We start from the raw sequence: 15764 nt of genomic DNA on the forward strand, positions 1-15764 counted from the left end.
CGGGAGTATATAAATTTTTCGTACGAGTAGCAAGAAAGATGGGATTGAACGAAAGACAAAATTATCTCCTTATCTTTAATTATACAAAGAATAACAATAATACATGATTCATATGCACCAAGCGCTCCTAGAGATTTTTGGTATTTACCGTTTTTTCTGTACATCCCTCTGAATTCGTATTAGGATTTCCAGTTATTGATTGGTTTAAAAAAGTAAATTTATTTTAGGTTTCTGTGCGGGTGAACATTAGCAGCAATTTACCTCAATTCAGGTCTATTGTACTTAGCGATGTAGAAACATCTTTGGATCAGTTGCTGAATGATAATAGAAATAAGATTGATCGTATTGTAACGCTAAAAAGAAATTATACGTGGAACACTTTAATGCAACCTCTAGAAGATATTAATGATCGGCTATATCGCTATTGGGCACCCATCAATCATTTAAATTCGGTAGTTCATTCTCCGGTTTTACATAAAATCTATCATGCGTGTCTTTCTAAATTGTCGAAGTATTTTACTGAGATTGATTATCACTACGGTATCTATCAGGCTATTCAATCATTAGTAAAGTTTCAAAAATTGGATAAAATTCGGCGCAGAATTGTCAATAATAAAGTTTGTAATTTCAAATTGGCGGGGATTGATTTGTCATACAAAAAAAAAATCCGTATTTTGCAGTTGTCCGAAACTTTATTACAACATCAAGATGCATTTGAAGAAAATGTACTGAGTGCTACTCAAGGATGGTTTAAATGCGTTACGGATGAAAATGAACTTTTCGGTATACCTCCTCATGCGGTGAGTTTTTCTCGTCAAAGGGCAAAACAACGAGAATTAAAAGACAGTTGGGTATTTACTTTAGAAATTCCTTCTTATTTGTCTGTTATAACATACGCTGATTCTCGAGCTTTACGAAAAGAAATGTTAACAGCGTATGTTACTCGAGCATCAGATCATGGACCCAATGCCGGAAAATGGGATAATTCGCTTGTTATAGAAAGAATTCTCAAAACTCGTTTGGAATTGGCACAATTGCGAAATTTTGCAAATTACGCTCAATTTTCTCTATCCACAAAGATGATCAAGGAGCCAAAAGAAGTCTGTAAATTCTTACGTCAGTTAATAAAATATGTGATTCCTGCGTCAAAAAAAGAATTTACGGACCTTTGTGCATTTTCAAAAAAAGAATTGGATATCAAAAAATTAGAACCTTGGGATATTGCATATGCAACTGAGAAACTACGACAGAAGAAGTATAGCATTTCTCAAGAAGATTTAAGACCGTATTTTCCAGAAGAACAGGTTATTCAAGGGTTATTCGACATTGCAAATCGATTATTTCGAATTACAGTAAAACCAATGGTTGGTGTAGATATTTGGCATCCCGATGTACACTGCTATTCAGTGTATGATGAACAAAATCAATTGTGCGCGTACCTTTATTTTGATTTGTATACTCGTGCGAATAAGAGAAGTGGTGCTTGGATGGACAATGCTTGTACAAGACGTCAACTGTCTGATGGAGATATTCAACTGCCTGTTGCTTTTGTCGTCTGCAATTTTCGTCCGTCTATGGACAATATTTCTGCTCTTTTCAGCCATGAAGAGGTTATAACGTTGTTTCATGAATTTGGCCACGCTCTTCAGCATATGCTTACCAAAATCAATTATTCGGAAATTTCTGGAATAAATGGAATTCCTTGGGATGCAGTAGAATTGGCGAGTCAATTTTTAGAAAATTGGGCTTGGCAAAAAGAATCGCTACGTATGATCACTAAACACTATAAAACAGGCGAATCTTTACCCGATATATTGTTCCAAAAAATGCATAAATCTCAAAATTTTCAAGCAGCTATGAAAATGATGCGTCAGTTAGAATTTGCCTTGTTCGACATGCGGTTGCATATTGAGTTTGATCCTACTGTGAAAAATCAAGTGCAAAAAATTCTTGATGAAGTTCGTAAAGAATCTTGTGTAGTACCTATACAGACATTTGATAGATTCCAAAATAGCTTTTCTCATATTTTTTCAGGCGATTACGCAGCGGGGTATTATAGTTACCAGTGGTCTGAAATGATGGCTGCTGATGCGTTTTCTCTCTTTAAAAAAAGAGGAATATTCGATTTTCATAGTGCTCAAAAATTTTTGAGTCACATCTTGGAACCTGGTGGTTCTGAAGAACCTATACATTTGTTTAAAGCTTTTCGCGGAAGAGAACCGAGAATTTCGTCTTTACTAAAGCAAAAAGGTATCAAATCTTATTTCTAATAAGTTTGTACATTTACAGTTTACAGATTGTAAATAGAATACCTAAAAGACTCGGTATTATAATAGATTGGAAGCTATAAACCAGAGGTTTAGAGGGGAGTTGAATCCGAAAGAAAGATTACATCTTACATCTTATATGTAGAGAGTACAGTATTTCCTTTCTGTAGCAAGAGAGATACAAGATTCATGAATAAAATAATCATCAAGAACATTAATGTTTATTTCGAAAAGTAGTATTTGCCGTCAATGAATAAATGCTTCCTGTAAATTATAGATCTTGCTACAAGAAAGAAGGAGGGTAAGGTAATCTGAAAACCTACAAACGTGTAAAAAGCTGTGGTATTTTTGTTTGTATTGTCGCACTGTGTATATTTTCTACATTCAGGACGAAAATACGTTGAAATAAAGAGACCAAATTAAGTAGAATTATAAGCAAGTGCATACTTTATATTTAGTTACAGAATCAAAATGTATCGCACCGATTAAGATGAATAAAAAAATAAACGTATGTTAGAAAACAATCTCAAGGAGATGGTGGCATTTGAAGCCATTCAGTATATCAAAAATGTTGATGTTATTGGTATTGGGACTGGGTCTACTGTAAATTGTTTTGTCAATGCGCTTGCTGAAACGAAACAACATATTGAAGGCGCAATAGCCAGTTCTGTTACTACAGAAAAATCTCTCAAGAAGAGAGGAATTCCCTTAATTGACCTCAATTCAGTTCCGAGCCTAGAAATATATATAGATGGGGCAGACGAATTCAATGAACATTGCTATCTTATTAAAGGTGGTGGTGGTGCGTTAACGAGAGAAAAAATTATCGCTTCTATTGCTGATAATTTTGTTTGTATGGTTAGTGAAAATAAGAAAGTTGATGTTTTGGGTAGATTTCCTTTACCCATCGAAGTTATTCCTATGGCTCGAAGTTTTGTTGCACGCGAAGTGGCAAAATTACAAGGAAGCCCCGTTTATCGGAACGGATTTGTTACTGATAATGGCAATATTATTTTAGATGTTTACAATCTAAATTTTCTCAATCCAATAGAACTAGAAAGAACACTAAACAATATTCCCGGTATCGTCGGAAATGGACTTTTTACTCATCGTCCTGCAGACATTTTACTTGTAGGAACTGCTTCTGGTGTACAGAAGATTGTAAGAAAGAAATGATAGTGGGAAGAATTAAATAAAAAATAAACTCCTTGCACTTCTTTTTATCCTGAGTATAATGGCTCGCTGCCCAGAAGTTTTATTTTATTTACACAGTATGTGTTTTGAATTAATTAGAATTTTCTAATTTTCAGGTAAGAATATTAAATACTAAATATAAATATATCACTAGATATAAATATATTAAATAATAATAATGAGGATAGAAAAGATTTGATAAAATCGCCATTGACACGGGGTGATAAAAAAACAAAGGAAGCTTATCATGTTAGTCTTAACGAGAACGCTTGGCCAACGATTGATCATTGGTAATAATGAAAAGATCAAGACTGAAACGACCAAAACTAAAACTCTAGAACATTCGGATTCAACTTCAGCCATTGATCTCTCCAATGAGAAGATTGTCATAACGGTTTTAGAAGTAAGAGGTAATCAAGTGCGAATCGGTATTGACGCACCAAAGCATATTCCAGTACATCGAGAAGAAATCTACTATCGTATTCAGAACGAGGAAAAGGAGGAAAAGGGCGAGGAAAAGAAGTTGGAAACACCGAGAAACGAGAAGTTGTAGAAAAAAGCAGAGCAAACCCTTTGTTTTGTTTGATTTTGTTTAGTTTAGATTTTTTCTCTTTAATTTTGGTCAACTTTCGTTTAGTTTTTTAGTATTTTTGATATCGAAAGATCTGAGTTTTTTAGTTTTTTCAGTACGGATGATGTATCCGGGTAAATTCCAAACCATAAATGAAAAAGAGCAGCGTTGTGTTCTATTAGCATACCTAAACCGTCACAGCATTTTTCAGCACCTTGGGCACCACTCCACTGTAAAAATGGGGCGGCTGCTTTTCCATAGGAAAGATCGTAACAAAAAGTCCTTGATCCAATAATAGCAGTCGGCAATTGCAGAACTTGTCCTTGATGGCCTGAGCTGGTGGCATGGATTATGATGTCGTAGGGTATTGGTTTTAAATCATTAAAACCAATACCCTGCATTCTGATTTGCAGACGATAGTGATGAAAATGAGATACTAACTTTCGTGCTCTAGAAACTGTTCGATTTGCTATAACAATTTTCTTTGGTTTAGCGTTTGCTAAAGGCCCTAGAATTCCACGAGCAGCTCCTCCTGCTCCCAAAATCAGAATAGATTTTCCGAGTAGGGAAATTCTTTGGTTACGCGTCAAGTCTTTCACTAATCCTATGCCATCGTAGTTAGCACCGTAAGTAGTGCCATCATTGAGAAATCGTAAAGCGCTTACAGCTTGTGCTTCTCTCGCTTCTTGGCTGTATCTATTCGAAATTCTGTAGGCTTCATGTTTAAAAGGCGAAGTAATGTTCATTCCCCTACCTCCTCTTTTTTGGAATCTTTTTAAAACACTCACAAAATTGCTAGAAGATGCCTCTATTTTTAGATAGAGCAATGCCTTTTGGATCTGTTTTCCAAAGTCTTGAAAAATAGCAGGCGATAGACTGTGTTCAATAGGATTTCCAATAACTGCGTATTTGTTCACTTTAACCTTTTTCTTTATTTCTTTCACCTTTAATAGTTAGAATGGGAGATTTTATGTCGATCCGTTTACTATGTACGGGATAGGTTGATGAAAAATGCCCTTAAAACATTTTCGTCGATCTGATCCGAGATGATCGCATGTCCAATACGCTCTAATAATACCAGACGTATTCGATACTTTGTCATTTTTTTGTCCCTACGCATAGAAATCAATAAAGAATCTAGGGAGTATCGAAAAATCCCCTTAGGTAATTGGGTAGGCAGGGGAATTCGTTGTAACAATTCACAAATGCGCATTACTTCATAAGATTCAATAATTCCTAAGTAGCAGGACAATTGGGCTGATAGTACCAAACCGAGTGCTACAGCTTCTCCATGAAGCCAATACCCATAACCAAAGAGATGTTCAATAGCATGGCCAAAAGTATGGCCTAAATTTAGGAGAGTGCGTATACCGGTTTTCTCTTTTTCGTCGGAATTTATAATATCGATTTTAATTTTACAAGCGCGTTTAACAACAATCTGTAAGTAACTGAGATCTCGTCTTAATAAGTAGGTAATATTTTTTTCAAGATCAATAAAAAATCCTTTATCGCAGATAAGAGCGGATTTGACAATCTCGGAGATTCCAGAATTGAATTCTCGTGAAGGTAAAGTATGCAACGTATGCAAATCGATAACCACCGCTTTAGGGTGATGAAATGTTCCAATAAGATTTTTTCCATACGGATGATTTATAGCGGTTTTCCCACCAATAGAAGCATCAACTTGAGCAAGAAGGGTTGTTGGTAGTTGAACAAAATCTATTCCTCTCTGATAGCATGCTGCAACAAATCCTGTCAAATCGCCTACAATGCCACCGCCTAAGGCGATTAAAGTAGAGTCTCGGGGGTAATTGCCTATTATCAACATGTTCAGGATCTTTTTCCAGTATCTAATATTTTTGAATTGCTCTCCATCAGGCAATAAGTAATGTTCACATTGGAGATCATGAAAAACAACTTTTAGTGGTGTAAGGTATAGCGGTGCCACAATACCATTAGTTACGATCATTATCCGACAATTTTTGATGTATTGTCGAAGAAGGATCTCATCTTTCAAAAGATTTACTCCGATATAGATTGGATAACAAGATTCTTTCGTATTGACAAAAATACAGTCAGTCTTCATACACAGAATCTGTGAATTTTTTTATTAATATCCATTAAAATTTGGATGGCTGTTTGTCGAGGTCCTGTGCTATTGTCCACCGAATAAGTAAGATTTGCTGTATTTTTGTATAAAGATTCCCGTTCTTTATTAAGTTTCAGAATTTTCTCTTTCGAATTGTATTGAGTAAATAAAGGACGATTGTTCTTATCTAGAGAAAGACGTTTTATTTGTATCTCCGCTGTAATCATTAAATAGACAACGATACCGTTTTTGGATAGATGGTGGCGGTTGGTATCGACTAATACAGAGCCACCTCCTGTAGATAGAATGATGTTATTAAATTTACATAATGAAACAATCGTCTCAACTTCTTGTTTGCGAAATCGATCTTCTCCTTCCCGTTCAAAAATCTCTGGAATGTTCATACCTGTGTGTTTTTCAATTTCAACATCCGAATCGTAAAAAAATTTTTTGGTTAAATCGGAAAGTTGTTTTCCTATACTAGTTTTTCCAGATCCCATAGGACCGATAAGATAAATATTAGTAGAACTATAAATTTTGTAATCTTGCTTTCTCTTTGTTTTTTTCATACGACGAAGTTTTTCTCCCTATATCGTTTCTCTTGATTTTTTCAGAACTACTATACACGTATACAATTTACTCTGCTTTCATTTTTACAACGGATGCAAAAAAATATATTAATTGTTCAAAAAATTTGTAAATCAAGATCATTCGAGATATCCTACGAAGTAGGGGACAGTGGTTTTTTTGGTTTGGTCTTTGTATTCTTTAAAGTTCTAAAATTAGGAAAGACTTTGAGGGTTCGTTGTGAAGAAATATGTATGCTTGCTGTGTGGTTTCGTCTACGAAGAAGAAAAAGGGTGGTCTGAGGACGGAATTTCTCCCGGAACGGAATGGGAAAATATATCTGAGAATTGGGTTTGTCCCGAGTGCGGTGCGGGAAAATCAGACTTTGAGATGATATAATATCATAATATATAATAATACAAATGATATAACATAAAATGTTGTTTGAAATTTATTTTGTACCTGTATCTATACAGTGTTGTTGACACAGTCGATTGAAGGAGGATTTGTGGATAATTTAGCGCGGACGTTGCCTCAATCCGTTCTGTTCTTTACTGACGCTGCAGCTCGTAAGGCGCAGGAATTGATTGATGAAGAAAAAAACCCCAATCTCAACTTACGTGTCTTTATTACAGGCGGTGGTTGTTCTGGTTTTCGGTACAGCTTTGTCTTTGACGAAGTTATAAATTCCGACGATTTTGTTATCAAGAAGATTATTTTGCAGTCTTCGCAAGAATTACAAAAAGTTCAGTTACAAAAGCAATTACAAAAAAAAGAAGAACGAAAAGAACGAAAAGAAAACGACGAAAGGAATAACAAAGAAGAAAATGGGAATGGAGAGAATAGTTTCTGTCAGCAGACAAAGTTAGTGAATCTACTGATTGATCCTATAAGTCTTCAGTATCTTGAAGGTGCCGAAATCGATTATCGTGAAGATGTTAGCGGGGCACAATTTATAATTCGCAATCCAAATGCCAAATCGACTTGTGGTTGTGGATCTTCTTTTGCGATATGAATTTTTTCGAAATTTCGAAATAGTGTGTTTAATCTTGAAAAAGTTGTTATATCAGCGAATCAGGTAAATATCGAACCGACTGCTCCTACCCTTATAAGAATAGGTGGGTTCTAAATTCGCCAATTTGGGCGCTAGGCTTGGTCGTTTAACGACTACTCGCCGCTTTGCTTTCTTTAGAGCTATTTTTAGCAATCGAGGTGAATCTTCGTCCCTTCCAACTATATATCGCAGGATGCGCATCTCTTTTTTGGAAAGAGCGGATTTTTTTCTAATCGGATACATAGGATCTATATAAATAACTTCGTAAGAACGTTTCGTCGTTAAAAGATAATTTTGTGCTTCCGATTCAATTAATTCTAGTTGAAGTGTTCTAAACCATTCGACTGTTTTCGTTGCATTGTATAAGCCTTCTTTTAGTAAAGTGGAGATAATTGGATTTCGTTCAAGCATAGTCACTTTACATCCAAGATCAGCTAGTATAAAAGCATCTCGACTTAGTCCTGCTGTCAAATCCAATACAATCGGATTGTAATGAGTTTTTAGACCAATAGCGCGTGCGATTAATTGATTTCGACCACCACCGAATAATCTCCGATGCCTTAACACTCCATTGAGAAAATCCACATACACTGGACCAACAAAAGATTTGGAATCTGTTAAACGCAATTCAAGACGAGTAGGAGTGACAACCAATAATACAGGGCAATGATTACTAGAAAACGATACCAGTGACAATTTTAATTCTGTAGCAAGCGATTCTGCGTATTTCTGACGAGATTTGTCTAAGCAGACGATAGCAATGTTAATCATTCTGGGAAATGTTTGTAGAAAACATAGTTCGTACAATCAATTTCTCTTCCAAAAAATCTATAAAAGAATCCATAATGTTAATGTCGAATTGAGATTCCAGTTCACGCACTCCGGTAGGACTGGTAACGTTAATTTCCGTCAAATAATTCCCAATCACATCAAGACCAACAAACCAAAGCCCCGCTTGACTTAAAGTAGGGCCTACTTGTTGACAAATCCATCGATCCCTATCGGTTAATTCCCGTCCCTCTCCTCTAGCTCTTGCTGCCAAATTTCCACGAAAATCATCTTTTGCGGGGATACGTGCCAAAACATAAGGGACAGGTTTACCGTCAATTAAAATAATTCTTTTGTCCCCGCCTTCTTTAATAGAAGGAATAAATTGTTGAGCCATAACAAGACGTTTTCCATTATTTGTCATGTTATCAATGATAACGATAGTATTTGGATCCTGCGTGGTTATTCGAAAAATCGACTGTCCCGACATAGACCCAAGCGGCTTTATGACAATTTTTTTGTGTTCTTGGAGAAATGTTTGTAATAAATTTTTTTGAGATGTAACCAACGTTCTTGGTATACATTGAGGAAACCAACTTGCAAACAATTTTTCATTGGCGTTACGTAAACTTTTTGGTTTATTTACCACCAATAGCCCTTTTTTTTCAGCTATTTCCAATAGATAAGTTAAGTAAATATAAGACATATTGAATGGTGGATTTTTTCGCATAAGAAAAATATCGAGATCATTCAAGGATTGAATACGCAAATCACTCAATTCAAACCAAGAAGAAGCATTGTCTTTCACCCAAAGACGTTGCATAAAAGCAAATACTGTTCCATTCTGCAAAAAAATACCAGACGACTGCATATAATAGAGCTCGTAGTTTCTCGTTTGAAACGCCAATAACATTGCAAAGCTTGTGTCTTTATAGATACAAATATCAGAAATGGGATCCATAAGAATACCAACTTTCATTGCGATTTACTCTACTTTATTAAATTTGCGATTCGCTTCACGAGCCGCCGCTAATGCAGCCAATCGCGCAATTACATTATAAACGTAAAAGTGATTCGTGCTGCAAGAAGCTGTACAAAATTTCATAGGGATAAAACGCATCCCCGGAGTGTTCAAATTTTCATTAGTTCCCCGATTTTCGTGAATACGGTAAAAACCTCCTATTACATGACGACCAAACAAATAAACAACAGGTTCAGCTACTGAGTTTTTCTCTCCCGCTGTTTCAAAAGAATAAACGCCTTCCTGGACAATCGCTTTAGTGATAGGGACCCCACCTTTTGAAGCAGACATTTGGGTTCGTTGTTTGCGGTTTAGATGGTATAAAATCTTAGGATTTTGAATCATCATTACTCCTATTCCATAAGTACCGGAATCCGCTTTAACGACTAGAAATGGATTTTCAGTAATGTTGTATTGAACGTATTTTTCTTTAACGGATTGCAGCACACTTTCAGATCGACTGACAAGACACTCCGCACCTTCCTTTTTAAGGAAATTTATTTCAGAACATTGATCAAAAAGAACACTGATTAGCCACGGATCGATATTTATAAGAGATGCGAATTGTTCAGAAACAGTCTTATAAATTTTGGAGTGCTTTGATTTTAATCGAGTCGCCCAACCGAGACATGGGGTAGGTATGATTTTCTGATTGAGATTTTGGAAAATATCAGGAACATGACCAGACAAATCGTTATTCAGAATGATGCAGCGCGGAAAAAAATCTCGTACTCCCATCCGATCTCCTTTTCGTTCTAGAGGTTCAATTCGAAGTCTGCGTCCTGAAGGCAGATCCATTTGAATTGTTTTCAATGAAAAAGTACCGACACGTATTTCAAATTTTGCATTCCTTAAAATTTCTAGAAACACCGCTAAACTTTCAAAATAATAGATATTTCGGGAATGGTTTTCTGGAATGATAAGAAAATCTGCAGTTCCGGGGCAAATCTCCGCTATAGTATTTTGTATAGCTTTAGTATAGAAAGACATATAGCTTGGATGTAAATTGTTAAATCCAGAAGGAAACAGATTAGTATCCACAGGTGCCAATTTAAATCCTGAATTTCGTATGTCTATGGATGTATACAAGAGAGGCGGAGTTTGCAGCCATTGTCTATAAAACCACTTCTCAATATCGATTTTTCGGTTAAGAAAACATTCTTTTATAATCTTCAAAGAAGAGAAAGATTTTGATGATGCGGTTCTTAAGTTGAGAGACATGAGCTGTTTCTGTTATGATGTTTTGATTTGCTTTACGGCAGAAGAGGGGGTACGCCATCAAAAATCTAAAAAAAATTCAGGCTTGCAATCCCAACAAACTTTGTGCATTGATTTTCCTCGTTAGAATTTATTGATTATGGCCGGTGAAATATTTTTCAGTTTAACACAGAGTTTTGATTAAGTGATAGACACAAACGTTCGGTTTTATTAGGATGATAGTATGGGGACTCTAATTTCATTGGGTTTTTCTATTGAAAGTATCTTTATTCTAAGGCATTTTTTCGCATAGAGGATGCATGAGATTTACTTTTTGGTGAATCGACATCTTTCTGGTAAATCTGGGGCGTGACGGTGAAACAAAAACGAGTTTGTTCGGTCTTAACAATGCATTCGCAGATGCATCCGAAAAAAATTTAGGAGAAACGGGTCGTGGTTTTGCGAAAAATCATTTCTATGTCAATTTTGTCAGCTGATTTTAGCCGTTTGGGTGAGGAAGTGAAAAAAGCAGTGGAAGCTGGTACTGATTATATTCATTTTGATGTCATGGACCATCATTTTGTACCAAATTTAAGTTTTGGTCCTTTAGTGTGCGAATCGTTGCGAAAATTCGGAATTGTTGCTCCTATCGATGTTCATCTAATGGTAGAAAATCCAGATGAACTTATAAGAGCGTTTGCGAATGCCGGAGCCAATTTGATTACTTTCCATCCAGAAACGGTGAGAAATGTAGAAAAGACTTTGGAATTAATTGGTCAGTTTGGAATGAAAACAGGACTTGCTTTTAATCCGGAAAGATCGGTTTCTTTACAGCCCGCTGTTCTAGAGAAAGTTGATTTAATTCTATTGATGTCTGTTAACCCTGGTTTTTCAGGTCAGTCTTTTATATCAAGCAGTGTGCAAAAAATTATATCTACAAAGAGACTGTTGAGAAAAGCAAAAAGTAAAGCGATGCTTGGCGTTGACGGCGGAATCAGAGCAAACAATATTGCAGAGGTGTCTCAGGCCGGAGTCAATTTTTTTGTAGTAGGTTCTGGATTGTTTCACACTTTGAACTACCGAAAAGAAATTCGAACTATCCGACAACTCATTTGAGTCTTTTTATTATTCATTGAATTGTAAGTAAAATCTATCTCGAAATCTCCTGAATTGTTAAAAGCAATTCTAAATAATTGCAGGAATAAGAACTTTTGCTGGGGCCGATGCAATTTCTTTTACTAATTTAGGAACAAGATAGCCCGGAAGTCGGTTTGTCACTTCTGTTATCAGATTCTGTATCTGTTTTTCTCTGACTTCAAAATGCGCGGAGCCACGTACTTGATCAAGAACATGTAAATAATAAGGTAGAACACCAACTTCAAACAAATTTTCACTCAAACGAATTAAGATTTCTGCTTTATCATTGACATCTTTCAACAGAACGGATTGATTAAGTAGAACCGCCTTTGTTTTCCGTAAGGAAGAAAACGCTTTGGCGACAGATTGATCAATTTCGTTTGGATGATTACAATGAAAAACAACTATAGGCAATAAACGTGTGTGATTCAACAATCTGATAAATTCATCTGTGATTCTTTCTGGAATGACGATCGGTAATCGTGTGTGAATTCGTAGGCGTTTAAGATTTGGTATTTTCTCAAGAGAGAAAATGAATTTGGCAAGTATTTTGTCCTTTATCATTAAAGGATCTCCACCGCTTAAGATTACCTCAGTGATAGATGTATTCGACTTTAAATAATGGAAAACTCGATTCCACCCCAATTTTCTTGGGGCGTTTTTCTTGTACGGAAAATATTGACGAAAGCAATATCGGCAATGGACCGCACACGAACCGCTTAATATAAGCAACACCCGCCCGTGATATTTGTGTAGGAGCCCGGGCATGCGATTTGATTGGTTTTCTTCAAGAGGGTCCATCCGATAACCCGAATAATCAGAAAGCTCTCTTTTTTTGGGCAATACTTGTAATAGCAGAGGATCTTGTGGATTTCCTTTTTCCATGCGATCGACAAATGTTCTGGGAACCAGGAGAGGAAATCGGTCTGCAATTGTCTTCGGGATTTTTTGCAGAAATATTTCTGGATCAAGCGCTAATTCTTGATACAATTCATTAATATTGGTAATAGCTTTTTTCAAGAAAAATTGCCAATCACACATAAATTTTATCCGAAAAAATTCTATTCTCCTCAGACTCTAAGAGAAAAATATCTTTGAAGAATTTCGTAGTCAACTTTACCTTATCGTAGATGTAAAATTTACAAGAAAAAATTCCTTTCGGTGTAGAACGAAGAATGAAAATAAAATAACAGAACACATCTCAGATCTACAAAAAAATCTTATTCGTCAATCCATTGATAGGTTTCAGAAAACCAAGAAGAGGAGTGAAACCGAAATCTTGTTTTGCAATTGTTTACAGGATTATTTTCCATTCGAAATATTTTTCTTTTTCGTATTCAACTGTTAAAAAGTTTTTTGAAGACAACAAAAGAACAATTGTAATTTTATATTTACCGATTTTAAGCTGCTTTGTTCAGATCTTTCTTAAGAATGCAACACACCGCAATCCAAGAACAACAATCTAACAATATTGCACTAAAACTCCACAACAACGTATCTTGTGTATGCTTAAATATTGTAAGCTAAGCATTGATAAGTATAAATTAAAGTACAAAAACTAAACGGTATTTCAAAACATAAAAATACAGACTATATTTCTTACCTACTTCACGGACATACCATTTTTGTCGTTGAAACACACAGAAAATCCAAACAAAACAAACAGAAGAGGGAATAGTGAGTATCTCTCCCCAAATCAATGGTTTCATAGGTCGTATTATCCATCCTATATAACAATGCCAGATCTAAAAATAGGATTTTCGAAAGACTTTTCAAAAAAATCGAAGAACGGTTATATTCGTTCTTTGCACAATATGAAGAGTATTTAGGACTATCTATATTCATTACTATCTATCTGTAAATCTATTCGTTGATTTCTGATTTTCTTGGTTTTTTTTGAGAAACCGTATCGCTATTTCGTACTGTCTGGTCAATGATGAGAGCGATATCTACCATATCTGCTCAGACTGGACAATTGTCTTCTAATAAACGAGAAGCAATAGATCATGATCACAACTTTACCAAAAAACACTGCTCTTGATAAGTGAAGAAGTTATATTGGTCTATTGATTGCTTTTGGTGTTGGTAAAATTTAGCAGTTTTCCGGAATTAGTTACCCTAAAAGACTATACGAAATTTTTATTCATCTCTGTATCTGTTCAAGTATCAAGTGTATAGTCTCCCTCATTCAAAGAATGAGACAAAATCACGCACTCGTATCTAGATTGGATCTCCTCTCAGAGGAGCTTTTCGAATCATTTTAAATTGGATCTTTGGCGAAAGACTCATAGCAAGTAATTTTCTCCGGTACAAAAAACCACAACAAGGAAACTATGTAGGTAAAAACATTATTATCTTCACGATTCTGAGACTCGTATCAATACACTTGAGAATGATTCTTGTCCTACAAGAAGATTTTCAGAAAATTTTTAGAATTTAGATAATCTTTTTTTAGTTCGAGAAGCATGTACGAATGTGGTAATTTATCGATAGGTACAAATACAAAGTGTGCGCCTGTCTGAAATAATTCGAATAACAAAAATCTTATCTTGTTGAGTATCCTGTTTTCCTTACAAAAAGAGAGTCACGTCAAGGATTTTCTAGACTCAGAATACCCGAATTGTAATCATAAGCAAAAATTTCTGCGTACCGGCCCCAATCGATGACAGTAGTTAAAACTTCATCTGCTGTTTGTTCAGCAAGATAGTTCCCAAGATCGTCTAAAAAATACTCTTCGGAGATTTCGTGATTTGGATGTCTGTTTAATTCTTTACGAATCTGATTTGCTAAGGGAATATACGCGATTAAATGGCCCGCAAATATTTTTTTTCGTTCTAAAATGTTGGCTTCCACCAACCGATGTCCTGCCTTTGTTAAAACGACGTCGCCTCCGGAAAGGTAAACAAAATGCAGTATTTCGAGCGCTTCCACAATAGGGAACAGTTCATCGATTTCGTAATGCAATTCCTCTGTTAACGTAGGAAAATCTGCTTTTTTCTGTTCATAAGAAGTCAGAGTTTCTATAAATCCCATCATCTCAGAAATAGGTACTTGCGGCAACCGATAGCCGATATCGATAGTCTTAAATTTGATTTCTTCCAAAACCGTTTCTGCTGCTAGAGGTGTCATTAGTTTGTAAATGTTGTCAACGATTTGATGAAATTTTGGGTCCCGATCATTTCTTGGATGCGGTAAATCCACTTTCACTTCTGCACGAATAATTCCTGGATTAATCGAAAACACCAGAATACGATCTGCTAAAAATGCAGCTTCTTCAATGTTGTGGGTTACAATAATTACATTGCTGATGTTGGTTTTTCCAGAACGCCAGATGTCGATTAAATCACTTCGCAGATTTTCAGCTGTTAGAACATCTAACGCTGAGAATGGTTCATCCATTAGTAATACTTCTGGATCTACAACCAGCGCTCGTGCTAACCCAACTCGTTGAGACATACCTCCAGACAATTCTTTCGGATACGCTGATTCAAAACCGTCAAGTCCTACAATATCGATAGCTTTAAGAGCACGAGATCGACGTTCTTCGCGAGGTATACCTCTTGCTTCTAGGCCCAATTCAACATTTTCCAGTACAGTAAGCCATGGCATTAACGCGAAATGTTGAAACACCATACTCAATCCAGGTACAGGCATAAGAATAGGTTTGTTGTGATAAAGAACCACTCCTGATGAAGGCTTAACCAATCCCGCAATGATTCGTAATAGGGTAGATTTTCCGGATCCAGATTTTCCCAGAATTGTAATAATTTCTCCTTCATTTAAATTAAAGTTTATACGGTCTAATACTAATAAATCTTGTAATCCTTTTCTTTTAAAGAATTTACTTATGTTCTCAACTCTAATGATGGAACGATTATTTTTTTTCACACTATTCTTCT

At 35.7% G+C, this 15764-nt stretch carries 14 protein-coding genes; 6 read left to right on the forward strand and 8 right to left on the reverse strand.

Annotated elements, in window-relative coordinates; translation table 11 throughout:
• The first annotated feature begins 233 nt into the window (after positions 1-233).
• From EGQ50_RS00115 to EGQ50_RS02965, 3 genes are all read left to right on the forward strand, one after another.
• Positions 234-2270: a M3 family metallopeptidase gene (locus EGQ50_RS00115; RefSeq protein WP_159747513.1), complete on the forward strand. Its 2037-nt coding sequence runs from the start codon at positions 234-236 to the stop codon at positions 2268-2270.
• A gap of 507 nt (positions 2271-2777) precedes the next feature.
• Positions 2778-3443 (forward strand): ribose-5-phosphate isomerase RpiA, encoded by a 666-nt coding sequence (gene rpiA / locus EGQ50_RS00120; protein WP_159747515.1) that lies wholly within the window; start codon positions 2778-2780, stop codon positions 3441-3443.
• Between the two features lie 265 nt (positions 3444-3708).
• Positions 3709-4014: a carbon storage regulator gene (locus tag EGQ50_RS02965; protein WP_159747517.1), complete on the forward strand. Its 306-nt coding sequence runs from the start codon at positions 3709-3711 to the stop codon at positions 4012-4014.
• Between the two features lie 80 nt (positions 4015-4094).
• Here the strand turns inward: EGQ50_RS02965 and aroE are convergent, their stop codons facing one another.
• From aroE to EGQ50_RS00140, 3 genes are all read right to left on the reverse strand, one after another.
• On the reverse strand, positions 4095-4949 hold the full coding sequence (gene aroE, locus EGQ50_RS00130; RefSeq protein WP_159747519.1) for a shikimate dehydrogenase: 855 nt from the start codon (positions 4947-4949) through the stop codon (positions 4095-4097).
• Positions 4950-5017: 68 nt separating this feature from the next.
• Positions 5018-6118 (reverse strand): 3-dehydroquinate synthase, encoded by a 1101-nt coding sequence (aroB, locus tag EGQ50_RS00135; protein ID WP_159747521.1) that lies wholly within the window; start codon positions 6116-6118, stop codon positions 5018-5020.
• Positions 6115-6690: a shikimate kinase gene (locus EGQ50_RS00140; protein ID WP_159747523.1), complete on the reverse strand. Its 576-nt coding sequence runs from the start codon at positions 6688-6690 to the stop codon at positions 6115-6117. The genes aroB and EGQ50_RS00140 overlap by 4 nt, the downstream gene beginning before the upstream one ends.
• 238 nt (positions 6691-6928) lie before the next feature.
• On the opposite strand from EGQ50_RS00140, the gene EGQ50_RS00145 reads away from it, so the two are divergent.
• Positions 6929-7087 (forward strand): rubredoxin, encoded by a 159-nt coding sequence (locus tag EGQ50_RS00145; protein WP_159747525.1) that lies wholly within the window; start codon positions 6929-6931, stop codon positions 7085-7087.
• Between the two features lie 109 nt (positions 7088-7196).
• On the forward strand, positions 7197-7703 hold the full coding sequence (locus EGQ50_RS02950) for an iron-sulfur cluster insertion protein ErpA (RefSeq protein ID WP_218939761.1): 507 nt from the start codon (positions 7197-7199) through the stop codon (positions 7701-7703).
• Positions 7704-7754: 51 nt separating this feature from the next.
• Here EGQ50_RS02950 and EGQ50_RS00155 read toward each other — a convergent pair whose 3' ends face one another.
• The 3 genes from EGQ50_RS00155 to gshA are packed head-to-tail and all read right to left on the reverse strand — an operon-like array spanning position 7755 to position 10752.
• Positions 7755-8513: a class I SAM-dependent methyltransferase gene (locus EGQ50_RS00155; protein ID WP_159747527.1), complete on the reverse strand. Its 759-nt coding sequence runs from the start codon at positions 8511-8513 to the stop codon at positions 7755-7757.
• A complete protein-coding gene (gshB, locus tag EGQ50_RS00160; protein WP_439952610.1) occupies positions 8506-9489 on the reverse strand; it encodes a glutathione synthase in 984 nt (327 codons plus the stop codon). Before gshB ends, EGQ50_RS00155 begins: the two co-directional genes overlap by 8 nt.
• A 6-nt stretch (positions 9490-9495) precedes the next feature.
• Positions 9496-10752 (reverse strand): glutamate--cysteine ligase, encoded by a 1257-nt coding sequence (gene gshA / locus EGQ50_RS00165; protein WP_159747529.1) that lies wholly within the window; start codon positions 10750-10752, stop codon positions 9496-9498.
• A 453-nt stretch (positions 10753-11205) separates the two neighbouring features.
• On the opposite strand from gshA, the gene rpe reads away from it, so the two are divergent.
• Positions 11206-11844 (forward strand): ribulose-phosphate 3-epimerase, encoded by a 639-nt coding sequence (rpe, locus tag EGQ50_RS00170; RefSeq protein WP_159748392.1) that lies wholly within the window; start codon positions 11206-11208, stop codon positions 11842-11844.
• A gap of 69 nt (positions 11845-11913) precedes the next feature.
• Here the strand turns inward: rpe and epmB are convergent, their stop codons facing one another.
• Positions 11914-12906, reverse strand: a complete 993-nt coding sequence (gene epmB, locus EGQ50_RS00175; RefSeq protein ID WP_159747531.1) for an EF-P beta-lysylation protein EpmB — start codon at positions 12904-12906, stop codon at positions 11914-11916.
• 1548 nt (positions 12907-14454) lie between these two features.
• Positions 14455-15753 carry an ABC transporter ATP-binding protein gene (locus EGQ50_RS00180; RefSeq protein WP_246168957.1) on the reverse strand — a complete coding sequence of 433 codons (1299 nt, stop codon included), beginning with the start codon at positions 15751-15753 and terminating at the stop codon, positions 14455-14457.
• Positions 15754-15764: the final 11 nt, after the last annotated feature.

The organism is Coxiella endosymbiont of Amblyomma sculptum, assembly GCF_009883795.1.
Classification (GTDB): Bacteria; Pseudomonadota; Gammaproteobacteria; order Coxiellales; family Coxiellaceae; genus Coxiella.

Bases quoted from the DNA above. Each gene is read 5' to 3' on its own strand.
- gshB (WP_439952610.1), bottom strand. From the start codon at position 9,489: ATGAAAGTTGGTATTCTTATGGATCCCATTTCTGATATTTGTATCTAT.
- rpiA (WP_159747515.1), top strand. From the start codon at position 2,778: ATGTTAGAAAACAATCTCAAGGAGATGGTGGCATTTGAAGCCATTCAG.
- epmB (WP_159747531.1), bottom strand. From the start codon at position 12,906: ATGTGTGATTGGCAATTTTTCTTGAAAAAAGCTATTACCAATATTAAT.
- gshA (WP_159747529.1), bottom strand. From the start codon at position 10,752: ATGTCTCTCAACTTAAGAACCGCATCATCAAAATCTTTCTCTTCTTTG.
- EGQ50_RS00155 (WP_159747527.1), bottom strand. From the start codon at position 8,513: ATGATTAACATTGCTATCGTCTGCTTAGACAAATCTCGTCAGAAATAC.
- EGQ50_RS02965 (WP_159747517.1), top strand. From the start codon at position 3,709: ATGTTAGTCTTAACGAGAACGCTTGGCCAACGATTGATCATTGGTAAT.
- rpe (WP_159748392.1), top strand. From the start codon at position 11,206: ATGTCAATTTTGTCAGCTGATTTTAGCCGTTTGGGTGAGGAAGTGAAA.
- EGQ50_RS00140 (WP_159747523.1), bottom strand. From the start codon at position 6,690: ATGAAAAAAACAAAGAGAAAGCAAGATTACAAAATTTATAGTTCTACT.
- aroB (WP_159747521.1), bottom strand. From the start codon at position 6,118: ATGAAGACTGACTGTATTTTTGTCAATACGAAAGAATCTTGTTATCCA.